24 protein-coding genes and 1 tRNA gene are annotated in these 26,710 nt (G+C 51.3%); 6 read left to right on the top strand and 19 right to left on the bottom strand.

All coding sequences use genetic code 11. The features are described from left to right. Nucleotides 1-46: 46 nt before the first annotated feature. Both coaE and polA read right to left on the bottom strand, forming a co-directional pair. Entirely contained in the window at nt 47-634 is a 588-nt protein-coding gene (coaE, locus tag MUB23_RS11445) for a dephospho-CoA kinase (protein WP_244800634.1), read from the bottom strand. Nucleotides 635-753: 119 nt separating this feature from the next. Further along, a complete protein-coding gene (polA, locus tag MUB23_RS11440) occupies nt 754-3,393 on the bottom strand; it encodes a DNA polymerase I (protein ID WP_244800633.1) in 2,640 nt (879 codons plus the stop codon). Between the two features lie 205 nt (nt 3,394-3,598). Between polA and MUB23_RS11435 the strand changes: the two genes are divergently transcribed. Both MUB23_RS11435 and MUB23_RS11430 read left to right on the top strand, forming a co-directional pair. Further along, complete coding sequence (locus MUB23_RS11435) at nt 3,599-4,792, top strand: coenzyme F420-0:L-glutamate ligase (RefSeq protein ID WP_244800631.1); 1,194 nt, start codon at nt 3,599-3,601, stop codon at nt 4,790-4,792. Nucleotides 4,793-4,890: 98 nt separating this feature from the next. After that, a tRNA-Leu gene (locus MUB23_RS11430) sits at nt 4,891-4,973 on the top strand. Nucleotides 4,974-5,098: 125 nt separating this feature from the next. Here the strand turns inward: MUB23_RS11430 and MUB23_RS11425 are convergent. The 5 genes from MUB23_RS11425 to MUB23_RS11405 form a co-directional block, all read right to left on the bottom strand. Then, nucleotides 5,099-6,136 carry a hypothetical protein gene (locus MUB23_RS11425; RefSeq protein ID WP_244800629.1) on the bottom strand — a complete coding sequence of 346 codons (1,038 nt, stop codon included), beginning with the start codon at nt 6,134-6,136 and terminating at the stop codon, nt 5,099-5,101. Further along, on the bottom strand, nt 6,123-7,613 hold the full coding sequence (locus tag MUB23_RS11420) for an MBOAT family O-acyltransferase (protein ID WP_244800627.1): 1,491 nt from the start codon (nt 7,611-7,613) through the stop codon (nt 6,123-6,125). Before MUB23_RS11420 ends, MUB23_RS11425 begins: the two co-directional genes overlap by 14 nt. 83 nt (nt 7,614-7,696) lie before the next feature. Then, nucleotides 7,697-7,924 (bottom strand): acyl carrier protein, encoded by a 228-nt coding sequence (locus MUB23_RS11415; RefSeq protein WP_244800625.1) that lies wholly within the window; start codon nt 7,922-7,924, stop codon nt 7,697-7,699. Continuing rightward, the gene (locus tag MUB23_RS11410; protein WP_244800623.1) at nt 7,912-9,129 is read right to left on the bottom strand and encodes an alanine racemase; all 1,218 of its coding nucleotides are present in this window, start codon (nt 9,127-9,129) and stop codon (nt 7,912-7,914) included. Before MUB23_RS11410 ends, MUB23_RS11415 begins: the two co-directional genes overlap by 13 nt. After that, nucleotides 9,126-10,646, bottom strand: coding sequence for an amino acid adenylation domain-containing protein (locus MUB23_RS11405; protein WP_244800622.1), 1,521 nt, complete (start codon nt 10,644-10,646; stop codon nt 9,126-9,128). The genes MUB23_RS11410 and MUB23_RS11405 overlap by 4 nt, the downstream gene beginning before the upstream one ends. Nucleotides 10,647-10,955: 309 nt before the next feature. On the opposite strand from MUB23_RS11405, the gene upp reads away from it, so the two are divergent. Beyond that, nucleotides 10,956-11,588 (top strand): uracil phosphoribosyltransferase, encoded by a 633-nt coding sequence (upp, locus tag MUB23_RS11400; protein ID WP_244800620.1) that lies wholly within the window; start codon nt 10,956-10,958, stop codon nt 11,586-11,588. Nucleotide 11,589: 1 nt separating this feature from the next. On the opposite strand, the gene MUB23_RS11395 is transcribed toward upp, so the two are convergent. Next, nucleotides 11,590-13,308 carry a S8 family peptidase gene (locus MUB23_RS11395; RefSeq protein WP_244800618.1) on the bottom strand — a complete coding sequence of 573 codons (1,719 nt, stop codon included), beginning with the start codon at nt 13,306-13,308 and terminating at the stop codon, nt 11,590-11,592. Between the two features lie 214 nt (nt 13,309-13,522). On the opposite strand from MUB23_RS11395, the gene MUB23_RS11390 reads away from it, so the two are divergent. Both MUB23_RS11390 and MUB23_RS11385 read left to right on the top strand, forming a co-directional pair. Next, complete coding sequence (locus MUB23_RS11390) at nt 13,523-14,065, top strand: DUF5662 family protein (protein ID WP_244800616.1); 543 nt, start codon at nt 13,523-13,525, stop codon at nt 14,063-14,065. A gap of 167 nt (nt 14,066-14,232) precedes the next feature. Further along, the gene (locus MUB23_RS11385; RefSeq protein WP_244800614.1) at nt 14,233-14,538 is read left to right on the top strand and encodes a DUF3221 domain-containing protein; all 306 of its coding nucleotides are present in this window, start codon (nt 14,233-14,235) and stop codon (nt 14,536-14,538) included. 188 nt (nt 14,539-14,726) lie between these two features. Here the strand turns inward: MUB23_RS11385 and MUB23_RS11380 are convergent, their stop codons facing one another. The 7 genes from MUB23_RS11380 to ruvA all read right to left on the bottom strand — a co-directional run bounded on the left by MUB23_RS11380 (nt 14,727) and on the right by ruvA (nt 21,595). Next, nucleotides 14,727-16,205: a peptidoglycan D,D-transpeptidase FtsI family protein gene (locus tag MUB23_RS11380; RefSeq protein ID WP_244801188.1), complete on the bottom strand. Its 1,479-nt coding sequence runs from the start codon at nt 16,203-16,205 to the stop codon at nt 14,727-14,729. Further along, the gene (locus MUB23_RS11375; protein ID WP_244800612.1) at nt 16,147-17,520 is read right to left on the bottom strand and encodes an FtsW/RodA/SpoVE family cell cycle protein; all 1,374 of its coding nucleotides are present in this window, start codon (nt 17,518-17,520) and stop codon (nt 16,147-16,149) included. The genes MUB23_RS11380 and MUB23_RS11375 overlap by 59 nt, the downstream gene beginning before the upstream one ends. Further along, the gene (locus MUB23_RS11370) at nt 17,521-18,309 is read right to left on the bottom strand and encodes a hypothetical protein (RefSeq protein ID WP_244800610.1); all 789 of its coding nucleotides are present in this window, start codon (nt 18,307-18,309) and stop codon (nt 17,521-17,523) included. It abuts the gene before it with no gap. After that, nucleotides 18,287-19,567, bottom strand: coding sequence for a peptidase U32 family protein (locus tag MUB23_RS11365; protein WP_244800608.1), 1,281 nt, complete (start codon nt 19,565-19,567; stop codon nt 18,287-18,289). Before MUB23_RS11365 ends, MUB23_RS11370 begins: the two co-directional genes overlap by 23 nt. After that, nucleotides 19,560-19,883, bottom strand: a complete 324-nt coding sequence (locus tag MUB23_RS11360; RefSeq protein ID WP_244800606.1) for a cell division protein ZapA — start codon at nt 19,881-19,883, stop codon at nt 19,560-19,562. The genes MUB23_RS11365 and MUB23_RS11360 overlap by 8 nt, the downstream gene beginning before the upstream one ends. An 80-nt stretch (nt 19,884-19,963) precedes the next feature. Continuing rightward, a complete protein-coding gene (ruvB, locus tag MUB23_RS11355; RefSeq protein WP_244800605.1) occupies nt 19,964-20,977 on the bottom strand; it encodes a Holliday junction branch migration DNA helicase RuvB in 1,014 nt (337 codons plus the stop codon). 9 nt (nt 20,978-20,986) lie between these two features. Next, complete coding sequence (gene ruvA, locus MUB23_RS11350; RefSeq protein ID WP_244800603.1) at nt 20,987-21,595, bottom strand: Holliday junction branch migration protein RuvA; 609 nt, start codon at nt 21,593-21,595, stop codon at nt 20,987-20,989. A 237-nt stretch (nt 21,596-21,832) separates the two neighbouring features. Here ruvA and MUB23_RS11345 point away from each other — a divergent pair, with 237 nt between their 5' ends. Next, nucleotides 21,833-23,233, top strand: coding sequence for a sodium-dependent transporter (locus MUB23_RS11345; protein ID WP_244800601.1), 1,401 nt, complete (start codon nt 21,833-21,835; stop codon nt 23,231-23,233). A gap of 81 nt (nt 23,234-23,314) precedes the next feature. On the opposite strand, the gene MUB23_RS11340 is transcribed toward MUB23_RS11345, so the two are convergent. From MUB23_RS11340 to codY, 4 genes are all read right to left on the bottom strand, one after another. Continuing rightward, nucleotides 23,315-23,668, bottom strand: a complete 354-nt coding sequence (locus tag MUB23_RS11340) for an Hpt domain-containing protein (RefSeq protein ID WP_244800599.1) — start codon at nt 23,666-23,668, stop codon at nt 23,315-23,317. Between the two features lie 203 nt (nt 23,669-23,871). Continuing rightward, on the bottom strand, nt 23,872-24,798 hold the full coding sequence (tsf, locus tag MUB23_RS11335) for a translation elongation factor Ts (protein ID WP_244800597.1): 927 nt from the start codon (nt 24,796-24,798) through the stop codon (nt 23,872-23,874). Nucleotides 24,799-24,800: 2 nt separating this feature from the next. Beyond that, a complete protein-coding gene (rpsB, locus tag MUB23_RS11330; RefSeq protein ID WP_244800595.1) occupies nt 24,801-25,559 on the bottom strand; it encodes a 30S ribosomal protein S2 in 759 nt (252 codons plus the stop codon). A 362-nt stretch (nt 25,560-25,921) separates the two neighbouring features. Further along, nucleotides 25,922-26,698 carry a GTP-sensing pleiotropic transcriptional regulator CodY gene (codY, locus tag MUB23_RS11325; RefSeq protein WP_244800593.1) on the bottom strand — a complete coding sequence of 259 codons (777 nt, stop codon included), beginning with the start codon at nt 26,696-26,698 and terminating at the stop codon, nt 25,922-25,924. Between the last annotated feature and the right edge of the window lie 12 nt (nt 26,699-26,710).

Genomic DNA, 26,710 nt, shown 5'->3' with positions numbered 1-26,710 from the left:
ATTGGGTTATGCCCGCACCGGTATAACTCATTCAGTATAGCAGAACTTATCCGTTCCCGCAATCCATAATCTTTTGAATCTGCGCTCTGGTTTCCTCAAGACTCCCGCCATTTTCAATCACAACGTCGCTGACTTTTCGGAATTCCGTTTCCGAAAACTGGCTTCTCATTATTTCCCGGCACTTTTCCTCCGAATAGCCCCGGTCCCTTTGCAGGCGGGCGATCCGTACCGGTTCCGGCGCATGAATATACCAGACGGATTCGCACATAGTTCGAAATCCGGCCTCGTTGGGCAAAGCGGCCTCCAGCACCACCAGACGCTCCGGATTGTCCAAAACCCGCCGGCGCAGCTCAGCCTCCACCAGCGGATGGGTCAGGCTGTTCAGCAGCCGGCGCTTTTTCTCGTCGGAAAAGATCATTTCCGCCAGCTTCGGCCGGTCAATTTCTGCATCCCCATTTAAAATTGCGGGCCCAAAAGCTTTCACCACCGCCTCATAGGAAGCTCCGCCCGGCTCCATCAGCTTCCGGGCCACCAGGTCAGCCTGAATCACACAAGCTCCGTAATCTTGTTTCAGCACTTCCAAGACAGCGCTTTTTCCCGAACCAACGCCGCCGGTAATCCCGATCACTCTCATGCCGTACTTGTTCTCCCTTTCTGATTTTGCTCAAAGAATTTCAGCAGTGATTGTCGCGCCCCTTACGTTTTCCAGAGGCTGAAAGAACCGGGCCAAACCGCCCCTGTCACACTTTAATTTTATTTTGCGTCCAGCCAATTCGGCCCGGTTCCTACTTCCACCGCAAGAGGCACATCAAAGGAAGCGGCCCCGCTCATCTCTTCTTCCAGCAAGGCTTTGACCCGCCCGGCTTCTTCCACAGGCGCCTCCACCAACAATTCATCGTGAACCTGCAGGATGATGCGGGCAGCAAACCCTTCTTCCCGCAGCCTGCGGTCCACCCGGATCATAGCAATCTTCATGATATCTGCCGCCGTTCCCTGAATCGGGGAATTCATCGCCACCCGCTCGCCAAAGGACCGCTGATTGAAATTGGAGGATTTCAGCTCCGGAATCGGGCGTCTCCGGCCGAACAATGTGGTCACATACCCCTTCTCCCGTCCTTCTTTGACCATATGGTCCAAGAACACCTTTACCCCAGGATAGGTCTCAAAGTATTTTTGAATATAATCTGTCGCTTCTTTCCTGGTAATGCTAAGATCTTCACTAAGCCCGAATGCACTGATGCCGTAGACGATTCCAAAATTCACCGCCTTAGCATTCCGCCGCTGCTGAGGCGTTACTTCGTCCAGCGGAATGTGGAACACCTGAGATGCCGTGATCCGGTGGATATCCATTTCTTCCCGATATGCCTCAATCAGGCGGGAATCCCCGGACATATGCGCAAGGATGCGCAATTCAATCTGGGAATAATCGGCATCGACCAGGATCATCCCATCCTCCGGCACAAAAACACGCCGGAGGACCCTGCCCAGTTCCATCCGGATCGGTATATTCTGCAAGTTTGGCTCCGTACTGCTGATACGGCCGGTTGCCGTGATGGTCTGATTAAAGGTCCCGTGGATTCGCTCGTCCGGACCGATAAAATTAGCGAGGCCGTCCGCATAAGTGGATTTTAGCTTCGTCAAGGTCCGATATTCCAGAATCTTCCCTACCACCGGGACATGAGGCTTTAATTTTTCCAGCACATCCGCCGATGTGGAGTAGCCGGTTTTCGTCTTTTTTCCGCCCGGAAGCTTCATCTCGCCAAACAAAATTTCTCCCAGCTGCTTCGGCGAATTGATGTTAAAGGTCCGGCCGGTCATCTCATAGATTTCTTTTTCCAGCGATAGGATCTGGCCTTCCAACTGATCGCCGTATTCCTTCAAGGCCTGTCTCTCCACCCGCACACCGGCCTTTTCCATCCGGTCCAGGCTGAAAATCAAAGGCATTTCCACGGTAAGAAATAGCTCTTCCATCCCGGTTTCTTTCAATTTTTCTGCCAATACCGGCGCAGCCGAATACGGCACCGCAGCCAGATAGGATACGTGTGTCCGAAAGACGGTTTCATCGGTCTGAGAAAGAGGTGTTTTCCCTAAAAGTTCGGACGGGGAGGGGATGGTTTGATTTTGATAATCCCTGGCCAAATCCTCATAATCATAGCTGCTCTTTAACGGGTTCAGCAGATAAGCGGCCACGCCGGCGTCAAAATAAGAAGGCTGCTCGGAAATCGGCAGTTTTTTTAACAGCTCCTTGAGGTTCAGCACCACCACCCGATCCGCGCCTGCCGCCAGCTGATCCAGCTGGTCCGCCAGGTAGGAAGCGGTCAGAAAGCCGCCGCATTCCAGGTAAACCACCTGCTCCTCCGGAAGGCCAAACACGACTCCCAGCAGGCCGTCGGGATCTCCTACCGTCTGTACGCTAAAAGAACGATATGCCTTCATCTCTTTGAAAAACTCTTCCGCCTCAGCAAAATCTTGAATTTCCCTTAAAGAGATCTCTTTTTCTTCCTTTTGTTCCTGGTCCCAGGAACTGGTGTCAAAACGTTTCAGCAATGACTTTAATTCCAGGCGGCTCATCATCTCATAAGCCTCTTTGGTGTACAGATTGGAAAGCCTGGCGTCTTCCAAGGAAAACTCGACCGGGGCTGTCACGCATATTTTTGCCAAGGTCTTGCTCATCTGGGCCATATCATAGTGCTCAGCCAAAGCTTTCTGAGCCCTCGGCGGTTTTACTTCGGAGAGATGAGCATACGTGTTTTCAATGCTGTGAAATGTCATGATCAAATTGGTCGCTGTCTTTTCCCCGATACTGGGCACGCCGGGGATATTGTCTGAGGAATCCCCCATCAAGGCCTTGACGTCGATGAATTCTTCCGGCGTTACCCCGTACTTCTCCTTCACGTCCGCCGCGTAATAATTTTCCGTCACGGTCTGGCCGCCTTTGGTTTTGGGAATCCGGATCAGGATATGATCCGATGCAATCTGGAGCAGATCGCGGTCGCCGGAAACCAGCGTCACCGCAATCCCTTGTTCTTCGCTGCGCTTTGCCATGGTTCCTAAAATATCGTCGGCCTCGTACCCCGGCAGCTCCAAAATCGGCACCCCGCAGGCGGCTAGCATTTCTTTCATCAGGGGAACCTGCGCATGAAGCGCATCCGGCATGGGCTTTCTCGTGCCCTTATATTCCTCAAACATCTGATGCCGGAACGTGGGTTCTTTCCGGTCAAAGGCCACTGCTAAATACTGCGGCTGTTCATCCTCCAAAATTTTAAATAGAATATTCAAAAATCCGTACACTGCATTCGTCGGGATGCCCTGGGAATTGTTCAGCTCCGGCACGCCATAAAACGCCCGGTTCAGAATACTGTGTCCGTCTACCAATACAATCTTTTCTGCCATGTTCTGCCTCTCTATTTCCGGTTTCCAAACTATGTTCCACGGAAACCCTATTGTGTGTATCATATCATAAAATATTTTTTGTGGCAACGGATGCCTCCTTTTCAAATAGCATTTTACATCTTTCCCATTTTATATTATAATAATCAACGGAAAGATTCAGTACGATAGGAAGAGAACAGCTTTCCTGAAAAACGGAGGAATGAAAATGTCCAGAATGATAGGAACTATTTCCCGGGGCGTCAGGGCCCCTATTATCCGCGAAGGTGACCATTTGGCGGAAATCGTCGCCCAGTCTGTGCTGGAGGCGGCGAAAAGCGAGCATTTTTCCTTACAGGATAAAGACGTTGTCGGAATTACCGAGGCGGTGGTCGCCAGAGCGCAGGGCAATTATGCGACGGTTGACGATATCGCGGCGGATATCCGAGCGAAATTTCCGACCGGTGAGTTCGGAGTTATTTTTCCGATCATGAGCCGGAACCGGTTTGCTATCTGCCTGCGTGGAATTGCCCGCGGAGCGAAGAAAATCACCTTGATGATGAGCTATCCCTCGGATGAGGTGGGAAATCATCTGGTAAATCTGGATCAGCTCGATGAAAAGGGGATCAATCCCTGGGCCGATATCCTCTCGGAGCAGAAATACCGCGATTTATTCGGTCAAAATCCCCATCCTTTTACCGGCGTCGACTATGTCCAATACTACAAGGAGCTCTGTCAGGCGGAAGGCACCGAGGTGGAAATCGTTTTAGCCAATGACTGCCGCTCGATTTTGGACTACCAGAAAAATGTCCTGACCTGTGATATCCACACCCGCGTCCGCACCAAGCGCCTGCTGAAAGCGGCAGGAGCCCAGACGGTGCTGGGATTAGATGATATTTTGACCGCCCCCATTGGCGCCAGCGGCTTCAATCCCAATTATGGTCTTTTGGGATCCAATAAAGCCACCGAAGAAAAAGTAAAACTATTTCCCAGAGACTGTGAAGGATTCGTCGCAGAGGTGCAGTCGCTCCTAAAGGAAGCGACGGGAAAACAGGTAGAAGTGATGGTCTACGGCGACGGCGCTTTCAAGGATCCCGTCGGAAAGATCTGGGAGCTGGCCGATCCGGTCGTTTCCCCCGCTTATACCAGAGGCCTTGAGGGCACGCCCAATGAAGTCAAGCTGAAATACCTGGCGGACAATAATTTTGCCGATTTGTCGGGCGATGCTCTGAACAATGCGATTTCAGACTATATTGCCCATAAGCCTAAAGAATCCCTGAAGGGAAAGATGGAGACCCAGGGAACCACGCCGCGCCGCCTGACCGACCTTTTGGGAAGTCTCTGTGATCTGACCACCGGTTCCGGCGACAAAGGCACTCCGATTGTTTTAATCCAGGGCTATTTTGATAATTACGCGGATTAAGAAACATGCTTAGGGCGGTTTTACCGGCCGCCCTAAGTTTTTCTAAAAAAATGATTGACAGTATTGGGAAGCAATGCTAAAATATACAAGTGTGATTTGCCGGTGTGTCGGAATTGGCAGACGACCGCGACTCAAAATCGTGTGGAGAATATCCGTGTGGGTTCGAGTCCCACCACCGGCAGGCAAAAGGAGTTTCTGTATTGGCAGGAGCTCCTTTTTTACATTTTCTAAAAACCGCAGCAGGCAGGGATGCACTTTCACACATACTCCTGCCTGCTGCGGTTTTCTCTTTTCTGTTATCCTTACTCAGGCGTCATATTTCCCGGTATCCAGATAGTCACTCTCCCGCCAGGTTCCCGCCATCTGCTCCCGGATCATTTTCCCCAAAAGCGTGCTGAACTTCGGCGCCAGACCGCCCAGATGGCCTTCCCAATCCTGAAACTCACTGCCGGAAAGGGAAATCAAATCCCTGCGCAGATAATTCAGATTGTAATAGGGAACCCCATATTCCCCCGCCAGCTTTTTAAAATACTCATCCACAGCTTTCTGATTCGCCGCGTCGCTCCGGAAGGTCTCCTCCGGAATCGGTGTCACAAAAATGGTAAAGGGAATTCCTTTTTCCCGACACAGGTCAATCATCTTTTTTAAATAGGACCGCATCTCTTTGATATGTTTTTCCATCTTTTTATATTCTGCGTTCCATTGATGCGGAGAATAGGATGCTTTCTGGTCATTGGGCACCGTCCCGCCCCGGATATAACCATTGTCATATGCACCTTTGGCATACAGGCTCTCCGGCTTCTTCTCCCGGTACGCCTTTTGAATTTTTAAATAGACATAATTTTTCAATACCGGCATGTTCTTGATCACATCGCGGGTGTACATCCAGGGAAAAAACACGGCGCGAAAATCCTGGTCCCCCATTTTGTCAAAAAAATACTGGACGGTATTCCAGGACCACGGCATCTCCCGCAGCAGCGTATTGGACTGATAATTCGGCTTTGTCAGCCAATAGGTGAAGTCCAGCTCGTAATAAATCGCTTTGGGCTTCTGATATTTCAGCGCATGGCGCAGCATGTAATAGCTGTCTTTGGCATACTCTCCCGCCACACAGAGATTCATTGTTTTCATCCCGGTTTCCTGTTCCAATTTTTCCGGCACAATCCCGCTTTGCCCATGGGACGTGCCAAAAAGCAGAATGTCAAAGGGTCCCTCTTCCTTCAATACCCGGTAATTAATTCCCATATAAGAAGGCTCCACGAGAGCGAGGTTCATCAAAAAATTCCCCAGGCAGAACACCAACACAAACCCGATCAGCACTAAGGCTTTTTTAGAATTGCGCATAAATAAAACCTCCTATCGGGCCGGTTTCTCCAAGGAGCGGCAGGGCCAGCAAAAGCAATCCGTAAGCGACCCAGCGCAAAAACCAGTTTCGTTCCGACAGCGCCTCTCGGATCTTCACACCACGTTCCTGAAGGATACTGACCGTCAGCACGACCAGACAGCCAAACAGCACGACAAAAAAGTCCTCCCCGCTGAAGCCGATGTTCTGCATGGTCACATCCCGGAACGGCTGCAGGGACACATTCTGAAACGTAGTACGCATCATTGTAAATGCTGCTTTTACGTCGGTTCCCATATCGAAAAACCAGCTGATATTGACCAAAACGAAGGTCCGGAGCATCTGGAATCCTTTCCACCACCAGCTCTGAACCGGAATGTGAAAAGCGTTCAGTCCTTTTTTATAGACCGGCGCCATCAGATTGCTGAATGCAATGATGATTCCGTTAAATAATCCATAGCAGATATATTTCCAGGCCGGGCCGTGCCAGATGCCGACCACCAGAAAGATAACGATATTGGCGATGCAGACCGGCAGGATCCGCCCGACTTTTTTCCCCACCTTTTTCTTGGCAAATTTCTCGAATTTTTTCATTCCGCGGGAAAGGGACAGGGGATAAAAAATATAATCCTTCATCCAGGTTCCCAGCGTGATATGCCAGCGGTGCCAGAACTCCGAGATCGACCGGGCAAAATAGGGCCGCTTGAAATTTTCATCCATTTGGACGCCAAACATCTCCGCCGCTCCGATCACGACATCCATTCCACCAGAGAAATCTGCATAAAGCTGGATCGAATAGCATAAGACTGCCATCACATTGAGAAGACCGGAGAACATCGTATAATTCCGAAACAAGATTTCCACGGTCACGGCCAGACGGTCCGCCAGAATCATCTTCTTAAAAAAGCCCCACAGCATCCGCTGCAGCCCACGTTCTATCCTCTGAAAAGAAAAGGTATGCTCCGCATACAACTGACCGGCCAGGCGGTCAAAACGTCCGATGGGCCCTTGCAGCAGCTGCGGGAAAAAGGAAACGAACAGGGCAAAACGAAAAGGATTTTTTTCCGCTGCAAACTTCCCGCGATAAACATCGATCACATATCCGATGGATTGGAAAGTATAAAAAGAAATGCCTAAAGGTAAAAGGAGATTTCTCTCGGCAATCTGAATGCCCAGCAGGGCATTCAGGTTATCTACGGCAAAATTGAAATACTTGACATACGCCAGCATTCCGAAATCCAACAACACAGCTGCCAGCATCACCAGCTTTTTTTTATCTGTCTTTTCGATCCAAACACCGGCCCCATAGGTGACGAGCGTGGCAAACAGCAGATAGCCCAAAATCTGCACGCCAGCCGACAGATAAAACACATAGCTGAACAGCAAAAGCCATATCCACTGACATTTCTTTGGGATTAAATAATATCCCGTCACTGCGATCAGTAAAAAGACTAAAAAGTTTGTCGATACAAACGACATAGTTTCCCCCTAACGGTTTTTTCGTATTGGTAGGTTTGCCGCTGCCGGGAGGGTTTCATGATTGCACGAAATCCCGGCCAATTCTACTTGTTTTGGAGCCGTTTTACCATCTCCCACATGGCTTCCGCCGAATTAAAATTCGCAGGAACCACATCGGCAGGTTTGATCTCTATATCAAACTCGTCGCCCAACTCACTGATAATCGACATCACATCAAAAGAATCCAGAACCCCGTCGTCGATCAGGGTCTTACAGCTTTCAAAGTCCGCCTCCGGACGAATCTCTTCCAAAATCTCCATTAACTTTTCCATTGCTTTCTATCCTTTCTTTCATTAAACTCATTCGGGCTGTTCCACACGTTTGTCGGCAGAGAGTCCCTCGCCAGCACAGGCCCTTCTTTTTCACTGAAAAACAGCACTTTCGGCAGGTCGCGGCTCAAAAACAGATAGATGCCCTCCGTCACAGAGTATGCACCGATTTTCCGAAACGCAATCCGGTCCCCAATCTCCGGCCCCGGCAGCGGCACCTCTTTTACCAGCACATCCGACACTGTGCACAAGGATCCGCAGAGGTTCCACATAGTCTCCGGCGAGCCTCCTTCCTTTCTCGGCAAAAATTCCATTTCCGGGCGCTTCATCGCCATCATCTGTCCATAATAGTTCACATGGTGAATCCCGCCGTCCAGGATCAGGTAATTCTCTCCTTCATTTCTTTTCTGATCCGCCACAGAGGTCAGATACGTCCCGCACTCCGCGGCGAGAAACCGTCCCATCTCCAAGGTGACTTTCACGGGAGCAGGTTCTTCCTCGATGGCTGCTTTCAGAGCGTTCAGCCATTCCTCTTCTTCCGGCCACCGTTCTCCGGCAAAATACGGGACAGGAAAACCGGGTCCAAATTCCAGCTCTTTTGCCTCAAAGCCCAGTTCATCCCGAAGCTCCCCGGCGAACCGGAGGAAGTTCCGATATTCATCCGCCACCTTTTCCGGCTTCTTTTTCTGCGTTCCGGAATAATACTGCAATCCGATGATATGAAGAAAAGGATACTCTTTTCTCCTTTTCACAATATCTTTCACCGTCTCCCGGTCCATGCCGAACTGATTCCCACTGGTCACGCGCAGCAGTACCGGCAAAACAGCGGATTTTCGTTCCCCGCACTGTTCTAAAAGAATGAGATGCCGGATGGATTCCGCGGTATAAATCCCCGCGCCGCCTCCTTCCAGAACCTCCATCAATTCTTCTTCTGTTTTGCTGACACCGGACAAGACAATTTTTTTACGCGGAATTCCCATTCTCTCGCAGATATGGAATTCTCCCTGAGAACAAACTTCAAACCGTTCGATCTGCGGCTTTAGCGGCCCCACAAGAAAGGGATTGGCTTTCATCGCGTAACAGATCGAAGCGGTTCCGGAAAAAAACGTTTGAATGCGCCTGGTTCTATCCGCGAGAGCGTCCAGGTCAAACACATAAAAAGGCGTCCCATAGGTATCGGCAAGTGCAAGCAAATCCTGGTTCGTCATCTCTCGCCCTCCCGCCCTTCTTTCAGCTTCCGGTAATTGATTTTCCCATTGGAATTCATTGGAAGCTCGTCCCACTTGCGATACTCATTGGGTAGCATATACTTTGGAATCCATTGCAGCAGCGCCTTGGCGATCTGGCGCTTCTCCCCTTCTCCCACATAGTTGGCAATGATATGCTGCCGCTCCTCGTCGTAAGTACAGCAGACGCGGACAATACCAGGCACCGCGCTCATAGCCGCCTCAATTTCCCCCAGCTCGATCCGGTGTCCCATGTGCTTAATCTGAAAATCTTTCCGTGACGCAAAGACCAAAAGCCCTTCATCATTGTAATAGGCCAAGTCTCCGGTCCGGTAGATGGGTTCCAGGTAGCGGGGATTCAACGGATTCTGTACAAACGCCTTGGCCGTCGCATCGGGATTATTGTAGTAGCCAAGGGAGAGAGCCGTTCCGGCCACACAGAGTTCTCCCAGTTGGCCGGTGCGGGTAACCTCGCGATTTTCTTCATCGAGCAGGAACACCTTTTCATTGGGAAAAGGATGCCCCATCGGCAAGGCTTCACCAGGTGCATACTCCCGGTCCACGATATAGTATGCGCAGTTGCAGGTAATTTCCGTAGGGCCATAGAGATTGACAAACATGGTATCCGGCAGATGCCTGCGCCACTCGTTCAGATGGCTGACCGGCATCGCCTCCCCGCTGAACATCACCCGTTTCAACTGCGAAGGCACCCGGTAATCCAGTCCGCCTTTTAAAGTTGTGATCAGGCAGAGGGCCGACACCGCCCAGATCAGAGTGGTCACGTTCCGGTCGCAGATATAATCCAGGAGCTCCGCTGGGAAAGCAAAATACTTCTTCGGAATGATCTCCATGGTTGCCCCGGCCTTTAAGGTGGAGTAGATATCTTTCACCGATACATCGAAATCAAACGGAGCCTGATTTCCAATGGTGTCATCCGATGTAATTCCGAATAAATCCGTAAAGCAGTCAATAAAATCCAGCACAGAGCGGTGTCCGACCACAACGCCTTTCGGCACGCCCGTGGACCCGGAGGTGAAAATTCCATAGAGAGGGTCCGTATCCAACGCCTGTTCCCGGACCGCCGCAAGAATCGCTTCCTCCGGCTCCTCTTGTTCCAGTTCCTCTAGGAATAAAATATCTCCGGAAAATTCCAATTTCCGGGCAAGATCGCCGTACTCCGGATGAGTCAGGAGAACCGGCGAATCCAGCGTTTTTAAAATAGTATTCAAACGGGCCGGCGGCTGGGTCCGGTCCAAAAGCACATAAAAACAGCCGGCATACACGGTCCCCAAAAAAGCCGCCATTGTGTCCACGCCTTTTTCCATCAGCACCGGGACCGGCGTACGGGGCGGCATCCGCTTTGCCAAGGCGCTGCCGGCGCGTCTCGCCCGCTCTTGTATCTCCCGATATGAATTCGACTTCTTTTCATCGGCGAAGGCAGTTTTATCCGGATCCCGCTGGGTACTCTCCTCCAGGTATTCCAGGACGCTCTTCCTCATGCTCATACCCCCAAAAACTCATTTTGTCTCCCATTCTAACACACTGGAAATCTCGATTCAATGACTTGGAGTAATATTCAAGAAAGATTAAGAAGACCTTAATAAATTCCAGCCCTGTCCCATTTTTCATTGCATTCCCATTTTCCCCATGATATAATGTGAACACTGAGCGAAGCCGGAGCCCAAATCAGGTTATTTCTGTGCTTCGCGGGAGCGCGCCAAGCTGCGGCGCGGCTCCCAAAAGCCTAGCGAGAACGTAGTGATACCCTTGCGGTACCATAGGAAAAGGCTACGAAAGAAAGGAGAAACATGAACGAAAATGTTACGATTCTGAACCATCCTTTAATTCAGCATAAAATTACGATGCTGCGGGACGCTGGTACCGGAACCAATGAATTTCGGAAGCTGATTGAAGAGATTGCCACGCTGATGGGGTATGAAGCCCTGCGGGACCTGCCATTGGAGGACATCGAGGTCCAGACGCCCATCGAGACCTGCCAGTCTCCGATCATCAGCGGCCGGAAGCTTGCGATCGTGCCGATTCTCCGGGCCGGTCTGGGAATGGTAAATGGAATCTTGAATCTGACTCCCACCGCCAAGGTCGGCCATATCGGCCTCTACCGGGATGAAGAAACCCATGAGCCTCATGAATATTACTGCAAACTGCCAAGCCCCATTGAGGAGCGCACGATCGTGGTGCTGGATCCCATGCTGGCCACCGGCGGTTCCGCCGTCTCCGCCGTCAACTTCATCAAAGCCCACGGCGGGAAAAAGATCAAATTTATGTGCGTGATCGCCGCCCCGGAGGGCCTGAAGCGTTTGCAGGAGGCCCACCCGGATATCCAGATTTATATCGGTCATCTGGACCGCGGGCTCAATGAAGCCTGCTACATCTGCCCTGGCCTGGGAGATGCCGGAGACCGGATTTTCGGAACAAAATAAGCTACTCTGCCGGGAAAGAATCCGCGAGACAAAGTGCCCCATATCCCACTCTGGGATTGGGGTATTCTGCTTCTGCGGAGAGCTGCCTTGCCCCCCTGATCAGATAAGCTTTCAGCTTTTCCCCGTAAAGATAGGGATCGTATCCCCTTAAAATCCCCCATTCCATCAGCAGCGCCGCGCTGCCGGTCACAAAAGGCGTCGCAAAGGAGGTTCCCGTCTGCTCTTGATAACCGCCACCCGGTGCCGTGGTCATAATCTCCACACCGGGCGCCACCAGGTCCGGCTTGATTCGATTCGTCTGCCGTGTATAGCCGCGGCCGGAAAAAGCGGCATAGGAATCGTTGCTGCTGTCGTAGGCTCCCACGGAAATCACCTTGGCGGCTGCCGAAGGAATCGTCAAGGTAGCGTCCGGCGTCTGCCGCAGAAAACGGGTGTCCGGGTTGCGCACCTGCCCGCTCGGCAGCCAGAAATCATAGGCGCCTGTCACAATCCGTCTTGGGACCAAGCGGAATGTCCAGATACCGCTGTCCAGGACTCCGCTTTTGGGGATAAAATCAAAATAAATTTCTTGAGCGCTGCTATAGGGACTGGGAGTACCATAATAGACGAAGATTTCCGTATTTCTCGCGGAAAACCTCTGCACATTGTCAATCCTCCGCATCGGCCCCAGCACGGTTCCCCAGGGAGTGATCAAAAGCACGTCAAATTCATCGGCATAGGATTTCCATAGCTGCACATTGGTGGTCAGTTCGTTCTCCCCGATTGCCAGCGCCACCTCTTTTATTTCTCCCATTCTTACCGTTCCGGAGGTGTGGCCGCCGTCGGCACCTTCATTTCCGGTGCCCACAGCGATGGACACTCTTCCCTGATTCGCCATGGTGTCGAGAAAGGTTTCCACCAGGGAATTTCCTTCGTGGGATCCATAGGTGTTTCCAAAGCTCAGGTTGACCGCCACCGGCTGATTCCGGCTGCGCGCAACTCTCACCGCATAGTCCACGGCCTGCATCAGCTCCGTGGTACGTGGAAAGCCGTCCGGTTCCGGCGATCCCAGCTTCACTACCAGGATGTCTGCTTCCGGCGCGACTCCCCGGTACCTTCCTCCGGAGGCCTGGCCGTTTCCGGCCGCAATTCCCAAAACCCCGGTTCCGTGCCCGGAAGTGTCTCTGGTTGCGATCTCCCTGCGTCCGGCCAATGCCTCGTTGATCTCTTCCTCCGTATACTCCGTGCCAAAAGAGTACCCGTCCGGAGGGCTCCCCGGCAAAGTCTGATCCCAAAGCCGGACGATACGGGTTTTTCCGTCCTCCGTCTGAAAATCTGAATGACGCCAATCTACGCCGGAATCAATGACCGCCACCAACACGCCTTTTCCCAGCAGTCCCTGAGGCCCTGCCTGCACGGACGATATACAGGAAACGCTGCGCCCCTGATCCACGGAGAAAAAGAGCCTTCTCGGCTTTTCCATGTATTCCACCTCCGGGAGCGCCGCAAAGGCGTCAATCTGATCTTCCGGCAGGGTGACAATCGCATAGCCGCCCAGCAGTTCAACAATCTGGATCTCGTCGCTTGCGTAGGCTCCGAGATCGCCGGTATAACGGACGATCACCTGCCAGCTGCGCGTCCTCTCCTGGTACCCCACATCCAGTTCCAGAGATTTTCTCCTCTCCTCCTCGCTTACATCCATTGCCAGATTTAATTGATCGTCAATTTTTTGATCCTGCATATTGATTCCTCCTAACTTTTCTTGTTTCCGCAGCGGTTTTTATTTATCTTCATTCTCACGATTCCGTTATCTTTGAAAATCTGTAACAGAAAATGTTATGCAGGCCCGCTGTCGGATATGCCTGAGAATTTCTTGCCTCCGCCGTTGATTCCGGCCCTAAAATATGCTATGCTAAAAAAGATAATTGCGGGAATCTCCCGCAGGAGGTATTTTCATGAATGTCTGGGGACATTTCAAAACAATCACCAGCCACAAGCTGCTGGTGATGAAATACTGCTTTCAGGTTGGACTCTACCGGCAAGGCCTTCTGCACGACTTGTCCAAATACACTCCCACAGAATTTTGGAGGGGCGCGGTCTATTACCAGGGGAATCGAAGCCCCAACGACGAGGAACGCCGGGAAAACGGCTGTTCGGTAGCCTGGATGCACCACAAGGGAAGAAATAAACATCATTATGAATATTGGACGGACTATCAGCTCGATGCGCCCAAAGGGCAGCTGGCCGGAACAAAGATGCCGCTTCGCTATGTGGTAGAGATGTTCTGCGACCGGATCGCCGCGGCGCAGACCTACAATAAGGAGGCCTACACGTCTGATATGCCGCTGAACTATTTTCTGAAAGGGAAGGGGCAGATGCTGATGCACCCGGAAACCAGCCGGCTTTTGGAAAAGCTTTTAAGGATGCTGGCAAAATACGGGCAGGATCAGACTTTTTCCTATATCCGAAGAAAGGTCCTGCCCAGAAAAACGTATTAGAGGTGTCCATGAGCCGAAAAATTACAATTTGCTTCCGTATTCCTTTTTCTGCGCCTTTGCCGTTCCATAAAAAGCCAGGGAAATCCCGAACTTCACTTCGTTCCGTTTGTACAAAACTCATTGCTCTGCAGTTGTCTTTATTGCTGCTGGCCGGCTGTTCCTCTCAAATGACCTTAAAGGATGCTGAAAAAGAGCCGAATTTTTCCGGAGTTGTAACCAAGGTGACAGAACACACGATTCTTGTACGAGTCGGGCCGGAGGAAGATGAGTATCGGAGCAGCGACCTTTTGATGGTTTCGCTGCTCACGGAAATCGAAGGCGATGGCCGTACCTTTCAGGTCGGAGACGAGGTGCGGGTCTACTATGACGGCATGATCGCAGAAACATACCCCGCCCAGATCAACCGGGTATACGCCGTCACTTTGATCGAATCAACTGAGAATACAGAATCAACTGCCGGAGTAAGCAAATGATACGGAATAAAATATAGCTGCGGAACGAAGTAGAGCAGATATTTTTGCCCAAACGGAGCAAAGCGGAGTTCGGGCTTCCTGCCTTTTTATGGAGTGACGAAGGAGCGCAATAAAAAAGCGCTGTGTGACAGAATTTTATCTTCTTGTCACACAGCGCTTTTTTCGGCCCCTGCTCTCGCACGGATCCGTTACTCTTCCCCGTAATACGCATCAAACACAGCCCTGGCGATCGGAGCCGCCGCAGATCCTCCGCTTCCGCCTTCCTCCACCAGTACGCTGACCACGATTTCCGGATCCTCGACATCGGCATATCCGACGAACCAGGCGTGGGTTTCTTTTCCGGTGGCAAACTCCGCGGAGCCAGTTTTTCCGGCCACCTGATAACCGTCGCCCTCCGCCTTGGAGCCGGTGCCGTCGGTCACCACGGCACGCATATATTTTTGAAGGATCGCAGCCTCATCTTTTGACATCACCGTCCGGTAATTCTCCGGAGAAAAGCTCTTAATCACCGTACCGCTCTCGGATTCCACGGTATCTAGAACATAAGGCTTCATCATCACGCCATTATTGGCCACGGCCGCTGCGATCATCGCATTGTGCAGGGGGGTGATCGTCGTCTTTCCCTGTCCGATGGAGGTCTGGAGAACATCCCAAACGGAAATGCTGTCCTTTAAAACAAAGCTGCTGGCATTGCTCAGAAGATCCGTCGGCAGCTTTTCATTGAAGCCGAATTTCTCGCAGAGCTTATACATGCTGGAGAAATTCAAGGTCTGCCCGATAGAAGCAAAGGCGCCGTTGCAGGATTTGGCAAACGCAGTGATCAGATCCTCCTCCCCATGGCTGACCAGTTTGGAACATTTGATGCTGTAATCTCCCACCTCATAGACACTGTCACAGTCAAAGGAAAAATCTTCATAGTTTCCCGGATTTTCCTGAATATACTCCAGAAGCGTCAGAATCTTAAAGGTGGAACCCGGCGGATAAAGGCCCTGGGTCGCCCGGTTGACCAAGTTGGAATTTTTATTCTCCTCACTGACCAGCTCATCCCAGATTTCATTGATCTCATTGGGATTATAATCCGGCTTGCTGACCATAGCAAGAATCGCGCCGGTCTTTGGATTCAGCACCACCACAGCGCCCTTCTTGTCGCCCAGAGCTTCGTAGGCGGCCTTTTGAAGCTTCACGTTCAGCGTGGTCTTCACGGTATCGCCCATGGTTTTCTGCTCTTTTAACTCGTAAAGAATCTGGAGCGCCGGATTGATATGGGTGTTCAGCAGATAGGAGCTGGCAATGGACTCGATGCCGGTGTTCCCCTTCGTAGAGTAGCCGACCACATGGGCGAACACCGAACCGTAAGGATAGCTCCGGGTTTCCTTGCCGTCCTCATCCACCTTTGTCTCTGCCAGAGTCTTTCCGTCGCTGCTCACAATGCTTCCGCGGATATAGCGGTCCGAAAAGAGCTGCTGCCGCTTGCTGTTATACGGATTATTCCGGTAGGTATCGCTTTCTTTATAGGTAAAATAGCCAAGATAGCCGATCATAATCAGGAAAAGGCCGACGAATACATAGGTCACCAGCACGATTTCCCGGTTGACCTTTTTCCGGCTCCTACCTTCTGCCTTCAAAGTCCTCTTCTGGATCTTCTTCGTCCTGCGCTGCTGCCGCATACTCAATCTCTTCCACCTCCCTCTGCTTCATCAGGTGCAGTCCCTGGATTACACCGATGATCAGCATTGTGCTGACCACTGAGCTGCCCCCGTAGCTGATGAGCGGCAATGTAATACCGGTGGAGGGAATCATTTTCGTGACCCCGCCAATGTGCAGGAACACCTGCACGCCCACCATGACCGCCAGCCCGAAGCCGACAATTTTATAAAAGAGCTCGTCCATCCAGGTCGAGACCCAAAACATCTGTAAAATAAAACCCAAATAGATCAGTACCAGGCAGATTGCAAAGATCACGCCCAGTTCTTCGCAGATTGCCGAGAAAATAAAATCATTCTCTTTCAGCGGAATCGTGGTCGGAACTCCCTGGTAAAATCCCAGGCCGAACCAACTGCCGGAACTGATGGCAAACAGAGACTGCGCCATCTGATACCCTTTTCCCTCGTAATCGCTGAACGGATTCTGCCACATGGCCACGCGGACCCGGACATGGGAAAACAGTTTATACGCCAGCGCAGCAGCCCCGCACCCGGCTCCCAGGCCGCCGAAGAAATATAATGGCTGCCTCGTAGCCACAAAAAGCATGAACAGGAAGGAAAGAAAATACACCAGCCCGCTTCCGAGATCCGTGGACGCCACCAGGATCAGTACATGGGCTGCTGCGATCCCGGTTGTCACCACAATCCGGCCAAAGGACTGCCCCTTCTGAAACATGGAAGCCGTGAAGAAGACAAAGGTCAGCTTGACAAACTCCGAAGGCTGGAGGGCAAAGCCTCCGATACTGATCCGAAGCTGCGCGCCGCCGTTGGTATCGCCGACCGCCCACACCAAAAGCAGGAGGGCAATCCCCACAGCTGCATAGAGCCACGCCCACTTGCTTAGCGCTTTCATGTGCTTGATGATAACCGGGATCACCAGCGTCACGGCTGCGGCGATCATTCCGATGATAAACTGCTTTTCGGCCTTGTCCACATCCAGCCTCGTCAGCATCATCAGCCCGATGGAAAACAGCAACACCATGTTACTCAGCAGCACGCGGGAACTCTGGGGGTAGATGGTCTTGAACAAGATAAAGTAAATCAGGAAAAACAAAACCTGAATCCCATAAAAAATCAGCATCCGGATTTCCATTGTTTTCAGATATATAATCAAATACCCCAGGAACTGCAGGAGAAAGACTAGAAACACCTGTTTGCGGCATACCCGGTTCTGCCATCGCACATCCTGCTTGCGAAGGACATAGAAATTCAAGCCGGTGTAAAGCACCATGATCAGCAGCATTAAATATTTCGATAGTTCTATCACAAGATTTGTCATCTATTCCACCCCTCGTGTAAAATGTCCGCGGGTAAAATGCTCCGGCGGTTCCGCCCGCCCCGAAAGGAACTCTCGTATGAACCGGGAAGGCTCCCCGGTTCTCTCCGAAGTAAAATGAAACCGTACCCGATCCAATCCCCCGGCCTTGTCCAAAAGCCAGAGGGGTACGCTGTTGTAAATCACATTATAGCAAAAGCGGCACCGGTTCTCAGCCAGAAAAATGGCTCCCTTCCGATCCTTGAGTCTTTGAAAGGAATACTCTCCGCTTCCTTTCTGACAGGTTCCCGAAGAGGTCAACGCAGTGCACTGGGCTGAAATCATCACCGGCAGCCTCCCATAGATCACAACCTCCGTATCGGCCAGACCGCGGGCCCGCAGTTCTTTTTCATTCAGTTCATAGGGCGCGGTCAAAAGATCCGCTCCCAAAGAATGAAATACGGATATCGCCTCTCGGTTCCAACTGTACAGACCGGCGTCATAGATCTTACAACCGGATATCTCTTTTTCTCTCAAAAAACCGGCCTCATCCAGGTTCCGCACCAAAAAACCGTCCCATCCCCCTTGCCGAAGAGTTTCTGCTTCTTTCTCATAATAGTCTGCCGCTTCCCGGCGAAATACATAAGGAAACGCATAATACGCCTTTTTTCCGGCCTGCCGGCACAACTCCCCGGCCGCGGCCGCTTCCTTCCTGCTCAGACGCTCTCCGGGCAGATAGACTGCGCTCACCTCCGGGATCGTCAAAAGCTCCGCAAGGTGAGACGGATTTTCATAAAGTACGCTGATAAGCATGGCACCGCGCCTCCTGTATTGCATCAATCGCTTTCCTGCGCAGACTGTTGAGGGCTCCCATCGGAAGAAAAACGTCTTCTCCCACCTCGATGGCAAGCTCCTCCCAGACAAAGCCGGAACCGCCCATCTTTTCCATCTGCCTGCGCACCGTATCTGCGTCCAGCGGCCGTTTCTCCGCCGCGGACGCCGCTTCTCCGGTTACGGACACCTTTTGATTTCCCCAGATGACTTCCATTGTAGCAGGGATTTCTTTCAAAATCTTTACATTTCCCTTAAGCTTTTCTTTGATTTCCCCTTGTAAATACTGCTCGTCCAGGAACCGAAAACGCTCCTGATCCACCACGCGCATCTCCGGTTTCTTCCCGGTGAAGATCATATCTTGCCCATTGTGCCGAAGGGAGTACCCCTCGGTGAAACCGCCCCGGTCAAAGAGCTCTCTCAACAAACACTCATCTTCCGGATCAACCTTCCAATCTTTCCCGCCTCCGGCCAAATACCGGTCCACATATTTGCGATAGACATGCACAACCCCGGCAGTATAACGCGGGCCCTTCATACGGCCTTCTATTTTTAACGACGTAACTCCCGCATCCAAAATTTGAGGCAGGATCGCCAAGGTGCCGAGATCTTTTAAATTCATAAGATTTTTTCCATTATAGGGCAGACGGCAAGGCTGCGCGCATCGGCCCCGGTTTCCGCTGCGGCCTCCGATCACGCTGCTCAAAAGGCACTGCCCCGAATAGCAATAACAAAGGGCCCCATGGACGAATCCCTCCAGCTTTAGATCGGTTTTTTCCCGGATCGCCCGGATCTCCGAAAGAGAAAGCTCCCGCGGAAGCACCAGACGGCAGGCGCCAAGCTGCTCCGCCAAAGCCGCTCCATACGGACCAGCTACGAACATCTGGGTGCTGATATGGATCTCCATATCAGGAAAATGTTTCCGGATAAAAGAAAGAACGCCATAATCCTGTACGATTACGGCATCCAGCCCCTGTTCATACAGGGGCGCCAAATAGTTCCACAATTCCTTGGTCAGTTCCTTTTCTTTCAGAAGGGTATTGACGGTCAGATACAGTTTCCGCCCATGGAGATGTACAAAATCAATGGCGCGCAGAAGCCCGCAATCGTCAGGATTCTCCGCATAGGCGCGCGCACCGAACTTGGCGCCGCCCATGTAAACCGCGTCGGCACCGGCCCGCACCGCAGCCTCCATACTCTCAAAGGAACCTGCCGGGGCCAAAACCTCGATATCAGTCATGCTTTTTTTCATATTTCATCTGGTTCGTGACCAGTTCATGTTTCAGATTATAGATTTCTTTTTCCAAAAGCTCCACCTTCGCTTCCAACATCGCCGCTTTCTTCCTGGCCTTAAAATAGTCGTCGGCCAGATTCAGCTGGGTCAACACATTCTGGTAATCCGCCGGCAGCCGAAGGAATCCCATGGTTTTCTTCAGATCATTCTGTTTGGTGTTGACATATGTAGCAATCCGTTGCAGATATTCTTCATCCTCGTATCCGCCCAGCGTATATATTTTCCCGGCAATGGTCACATCCGTATAATTTTTGTCCGCCATCCGTAAAAAGCCTCCCGCGTACCGGCATCAAAATGCCTTCTGGAGACAATTATAAAGCCTCCTTTCAGAAAATACAAGTCCTAGTTGCCGTTCAGGGAATCCGGCATGCCAAGCCCAAGATGTTGATAGGCTTTTTCCGTGGCCGTCCGTCCCCGCGGCGTCCGGTTCAGAAAACCATTCTGAATCAGATACGGTTCACAGACATCTTCCAAAGTCCCCACATCCTCTCCCAGGGCCGCGGCCAAAGTTTCCAGGCCCACCGGTCCGCCGGAGAAATTTTCAATGATCATCGTCAAAACCGCCCGGTCCATGGCGTCCAGCCCCAGAGGATCCACCTCCAAAAGGTCCAGGGTTTCCCGCGCCACACGTCCGGTCACCTCGCCGTCATAGCGAACCTGGGCAAAGTCCCGGATTCGTTTCAAAAACCGGTTGGCCAGCCGGGGAGTCCCCCTTGACCGCGTGGCAATCTCCAGAGCGCCGTCCTCGTCGATCTTTACTTTCAGCACATGGGCGGAGCGCAGCACAATCGTCTGGAGCTCCTCCGGAGAATAGAATTCCAACCGGTGCATCACACCAAACCGATCCCGAAGAGGCGCCGTCAGCATACCTGCGCGGGTGGTGGCTCCTACCATGGTAAAATGAGGCAGTTCCAGCCGGATCGACCGGGCGGAAGCCCCCTTTCCGATCACGATATCAATCGCATAGTCCTCCATCGCCGGGTAAAGCACTTCCTCCACTTGACGGGTCAGCCGGTGAATTTCATCCACAAAGAGCACGTCCCCTTCCTGAAGGTTGTTCAGGATTGCCGCCATCTCGCCGGGTTTCTCGATCGCCGGTCCGGAGGTAATCTTCAAATTCACCCCCATTTCATTGGCAATGATACCCGCCAAGGTGGTTTTTCCCAGGCCTGGAGGGCCGTAGAGCAGCACATGATCCAGAGATTCCCCCCGCGCCTTGGCCGCCTCAATATATACTTTCAGAGTCTCCCGCGCCTTCTGCTGGCCGATATATTCTTCCAAGCTCTGCGGGCGCAGGCTATTTTCTATTTTTTGGTCCTCCTCGGTAAACTCGGTGGTTATCAATCGCCGTTCCATACTTCTCCTTTACAGCATCGCCATCCGTTTGAGCGCCTGCTTCAAAATTTCCTCCACGCCTAAACCTTCCGTATCCGGCAGGCTCCGGACAGCCTGGAGCGCTTCCGAGGAAGAATAACCCAAAGCCGTCAATGCCTGTACCGCTTCGCCCTTCGCATCAACAGCTGTTCCCGGCATGGCCTCCTCATGGACCATTCTTTTCTCGAAAGCATCTTCCAGACTAAATTTATCCTTTAATTCCAGAATAACCTTTTGCGCCGTCTTTTTCCCCAAACCCGGCGCGCGGGAAATGGTTTTAATATCATCGCTGAGCACGGCAAAGCGCAGATCGTCCGGCGAGAGAACGGACAGCACGCCCAGAGCTCCCTTCGGGCCGATTCCGTTCACCGTCAGCAGGAGGCGGAAAACTTCCAGGTCATCCCTGCTTAAAAAACCAAACAGGCCAAGCCCGTCCTCCCGGACCTGTAAATAGGTATATATTTTCACCTGACTGCCCAGAGATGGCAGGGCCGGCAACGCAGAGCCAGGGACCTTGATCTCATAGCCAATCCCCCCGGTCTCAACGACAATTCCGTCTGCCGCGATCTCAGACAATTCCCCTTTTATATAGGAAATCATAACGTTCTCCTTTACATTCTGGGTCTTATCATAGCATGGATCATAAAAAAAATCAACGGAGGATTCATTTCATGCGCCTATTTATTAACAATTTATCCCCTTGTTTTCCGACCAGGCAATATCCGACGAATTTGCACCGTTTTCGGCCTCTGCCGCCTTTTTTCCTTGACTTTTTCCCTGTGACGTGATAAATTAAAAACCATATATTATTCATATTGAGAAAAAGGGGGATACACTATGTCACAAACACCAGGTGATGGAAAACACCGGGCCCAATGGGCCAGTAGTCTCGGCTTTATCCTGGCAGCCGCCGGTTCCGCCGTGGGTCTTGGCAATATCTGGAAATTCCCAGGCAAAGCCTACAATGGAGGCGGCGCAAGTTTTATTATCATCTACATCATCATCGTCGCAGTGATTGGAACCACCGCGATGCTGGCAGAGTTCGTCATCGGCCGTAACACACAGAAAAATGCAGTCGGCGCCTTCCGCCAACTGAACAAAAAATTTTCCTGGGTCGGCGGGCTCGGCGTTTTTACCGGCTTTTTGATTTTCGGCTACTATTCGCAGGTCGGCGGCTGGGTGATCTATTATATCGTCAGCTACATCGTATGTCCAGGAAGAATTTTCGCGGACCCCAAGCTCTTCTTTTATGAGATGCTGGGCCAAAACGGATTTCCCTGGCTCGGCGCCATCATCTGTCCTTTGATTTTTATGGGGCTGGTCATCTTTGTCATTACCAAGGGAGTGGAAGTTGGGATTGAAAAAATCAACAAAATTCTGATGCCCAGCTTATTTGTCCTTCTGATCATCCTGACCATCCGGTCAGTGACGCTGCCCGGCGCTGCAGAAGGCCTGCATTACCTCCTGACACCTGACTTTTCCAAGTTAAATTTTAATACCGTTTTGATGGCTCTAGGACAAGCGTTCTTCTCTCTGTCCCTAGGAATGGGAATTATGGTGACATATGGTTCCTATCTAAAAAAGGAAGAAAACCTGGTGAAAAATGTCGGGCTGATCTGTACGTTGGACACCATTGTAGCCCTGATGGCAGGATTCATGATCATCCCTGCTGTCTTTGCCACAGGAGTGGAACCTGGCATGGGCGGCGGCTTCGCCTTTGTCTCTCTGGCCGGCGTATTTGAAAAGATGCCGGGCGGCCCCATCTTCGGTTGCATGTTCTATCTTCTTCTCTTCTTCGCAGCTCTGACCTCGGCCATTTCTATCATGGAAGGCACGGTGGCTTATGTTACGGAAGAAAAGAAGATGTCCCGCAAAAAGGCTACGGCAATCATCGGCGTTCTAACATTCATCATCGGTATCTTTTATACTCTGTCACAGCTGTACGCCTCCATCAAAGGCATCTGGTTTGATTTTGCCAACGGTGTTACCTTCCCGGCCTTCGGCGACTTCCTGGAGTTTTTGACCGACCGTCTGCTGACACCTCTGGGCTCACTGACCTTCTGTATTTTTGTCGGCTGGGTGTGGACCACTAAGAAAGGCATCGCCGAGGTAGAACGAGACGGCACGTATACCTTCAAATTGAAGAAAATCTGGAGCGTTCTGGTGAAATTTATCGCGCCTCTGGCCATCTTAACCATCCTGATCGGAGGAATGGTATTCGGCCTGGCTCTCAGCTAAAACAAAGAAAAAGACGGCGTCTTTCTTCATGATGAGAAGACCCCGTCTTTTTCTTTTCATTCTTTCGTTCCGCCGGCAAGCCTACAGCTCCCGAATGGCCTCCACCGTCTCTTGGTAGGCGCCGCTCACCGCTTCCATCGCCTCGTCCGCTCCATCGGACACGCCCTTCCTCAGCAGTTCAACCAGAATGCTGTCCGCCTCCATCAGCCGGTTTAAGCCCAGATTGCCCGACACTCCTTTCAGCGTATGGGCAGCATGAAACGCGTCCTCGACACGGCCTTCCTCCAATGCGTTCTTCAACTGATCATAGCTCTGATCTTCCGGAAAACGCCGCAGCAGCCGCTCGTATAAATCCACTTTATTCATCAGACGGCGAACCGTCCCATCTACATCCACACCACAATCTTTTAATCTCTGTATCGCTTGATCATTCATATTCGGTCTCTTTTCTTTCGCCTCATCGGACGATCCGGCAGTCCTTTTTCGTTTTGTTTTAGCTTACCATTATTCGAAACAGAATGCAAGCCATTTGCTTTGAATCCATGCTTGAATTTTATCAAGAAATCAAAATCCCTGCAAACGGCACGTCTGCGCCATTTGCAGGGATACAATTTCTAATCTTTCACACAGAAAACTTTTTACTGTCCGATCTGCTTTGCCACTTCTTCTGCAAAATTCTCTTCCTTTTTCTGCATGCCTTCGCCGGTCTCAAAACGGACAAACTTCTTTACCGTAACCGCCCCGCCGACTTCCTTGGAAACCTGCTGCAGGTACTTGCCGACAGTCAGATCACCATCTTTTACATACTGCTGATCCAGCAGACAGAACTCTTTCAGCTCTTTGTTCAGACGTCCGATGATCATCTTGTCGATGATGTTGTCCGGCTTGTCGGGCATCTCGTTCTTCGCCTGGGTCTTCAGGATTTCTCTTTCTTTCTCGATGAACTCGTCGGAGATCTCGTCGCGGCTTACATACTGGGGCTTCAGAGCCGCAATCTGCATCGCAACGTTCTTCAGGGCTTCCTTAACTGCCTCGTTTACCACATCGGTCTCCGCCTCGACCAGAACGCCGATGCGGCCGCCGCCGTGAATATAGGACACGATGCAGCCATTCTCGATCTCCATCTTCTCAAACCGGCGAATGCTCAGCTTTTCGCCGATCACAGAGATCTTGGAAGAAAGTTCCTGCTCTACCGTCTTGGAAGGCTCCAGAGCCCAAGGCTCTGCCATAAATTCTTCGATGGTCTGTGCTTTCGTCTCCAGCGCTTGAGCGGCAACCTCGCCGACATAATTCTGGAAATCCACATTTTTCGCCACGAAATCAGTCTCGCTGTTCACTTCAACAACGACAGCCTTCTTATCATTCTCCACCAGCGCCTTTACCAGACCTTCGGCAGCGATTCTTCCTGCCTTCTTTGCAGCAGCAGCCAGTCCCTTTTCTCTCAGGAACTCTACCGCCTTGTCCATATCGCCATCGGTATTGCTCAGAGCCTTTTTACAGTCCATCATACCGGCTCCGGTCATTTCCCGTAACTGTTTTACCATTGCAGCCGTAACTGTTGCCATAATTAATTCTCCTCCGCTTCGGTTTCTTCTGCTACAAACTCTTCGCTCACTGCTTCCAGTTCGCCGTCTTCCATCTGCTCACCCTGGCTGCCTTCAATCACAGCGTCAGCCATCTTGGAGACGATCAGCTTTACAGCGCGGATCGCGTCGTCATTACCCGGAATTACATAGTCCAGTTCTTCCGGATCACAGTTTGTATCGGCAATTCCGATCAGCGGGATTCCCAGAGCATGGGCTTCCTGCACACAGATTCTTTCTTTCTTCGGATCCACGATGAAGATCGCATCGGGCATCTTCTTCATATTTTTGATACCGCCCAGGTTCTTCTCCAGCTTATCCCACTCTTTTTTCAGAGCAATGACTTCTTTCTTCGGAAGTACGTCGAAGGTACCGTCCTCGGCCATCTTCTCGATTGCTCTCAGACGGGCAATCCGGCTCTGGATCGTCTTAAAGTTGGTCAGCATACCGCCTAACCATCTTTGATTTACATAGAACATTCCGCAGCGGTCAGCCTCAGACTGAATCGCATCCTGCGCCTGTTTCTTCGTTCCGACAAACAGGATCGTGCCGCCCTCTTTTACCAGATTTACGATGGCGTTATAAGCCTCGTCCACCTTGCCCACGGATTTCTGCAGATCAATGATATAGATCCCGTTTCTCTCCGTGTAGATATACGGAGCCATCTTAGGGTTCCATCTTCTGGTCTGGTGTCCGAAGTGTACGCCTGCTTCCAGCAGCTGCTTCATAGAAATTACGCTCATGTCTTTTCCTCCATTTGGTTTTTCTTCCGTGTGCTTCCGTCTCCGGAGACCTCTCGGCACCGACCGGCTGATCCACACACGTGATTTTTTGAGCTTCCTGCGCCGGCTCTCCCCATAAGGAGCACTCTGGCGCAATACATGAAAAATCCAGCGGTATTTTCACCGCTTACTATTTTCAGACCGGAAAAGTATAGCACAAAAAGGAAAATTTAGCAAGCCTTATTTATAAAAATTATGCAGCGTCAGCGACATCTTCCTTTGCATTTGCGTTCCCTAAGGGACATACCCTATGCTTCCTTAGCGGAGCGAAAAAAGGCCGCCCGGAAAATCACTCCTCCGCGCAGCCTTTTTTCAAAACCAACTTATTTCTGCTCCTTCAACGCATTCAGTTCGTCAAGAATCAGTTCATTCTGAATCTTGATGTACGTGCCCTTCATACCGGAAGAACGGGACTCGATAACACCGGCGCTCTCCAGCTTCCGCAGCGCGTTCACGATGACCGAACGGGTGATTCCAACACGATCCGCCACTTTGCTGGCAACCAAAATTCCTTCGCTGCCTTTCATCTCCTCAAAGATGTGCTGCACTGCATCCAATTCACTGGCCGACAGCGTGCTGATCGCCGACTTCACGATCTGCAGCTTCCGGATCTCTTCCGCGCTCTCCTCATTCAGGGAACGTAACATCTCCAGCCCAACGACAGCGTTTCCGTACTCCGCCAGAATAATATCGTCGATCTCGTACGGGGCGCTCTTCTTATAGATAAACAGAGTTCCCAGACGCTCGCCTGCGATATCAATCGGGGTTACGATAACATGGTACTCCTTGGCTTCTTCGTTCTCAAAGCCCAGGGTTTCCAGATGAACATTCTCCTTGGTGGATAAAATGTTCAGCAGCCGTTCATTCAGCTGTTCATCAATAAACTGTCCGATCTGCACCTCATTCCATGTCTTATCATTTTCATCTGTAAGATATTCGCCGAGGCCAAGTATCTTGCCTTTTTTACTGATGACCAGGATATTAGATTCCAGTGCATCGCTCAGTACATGGCAGATATCATTAAAAACGAAGACTTTGGATGTGTTGTTGTGGAGCAGCTTGTTGATTTTTCTCGTTTTGTCGAGTAGTTGTACGCTCATTTTCTGCCTCCT

Source organism: Cuneatibacter sp. NSJ-177 (assembly GCF_022867805.1).
Classification (GTDB): domain Bacteria; phylum Bacillota; class Clostridia; order Lachnospirales; family Lachnospiraceae; genus Pseudolachnospira.
This window is presented reverse-complemented; position numbering and strand designations above follow the sequence as displayed.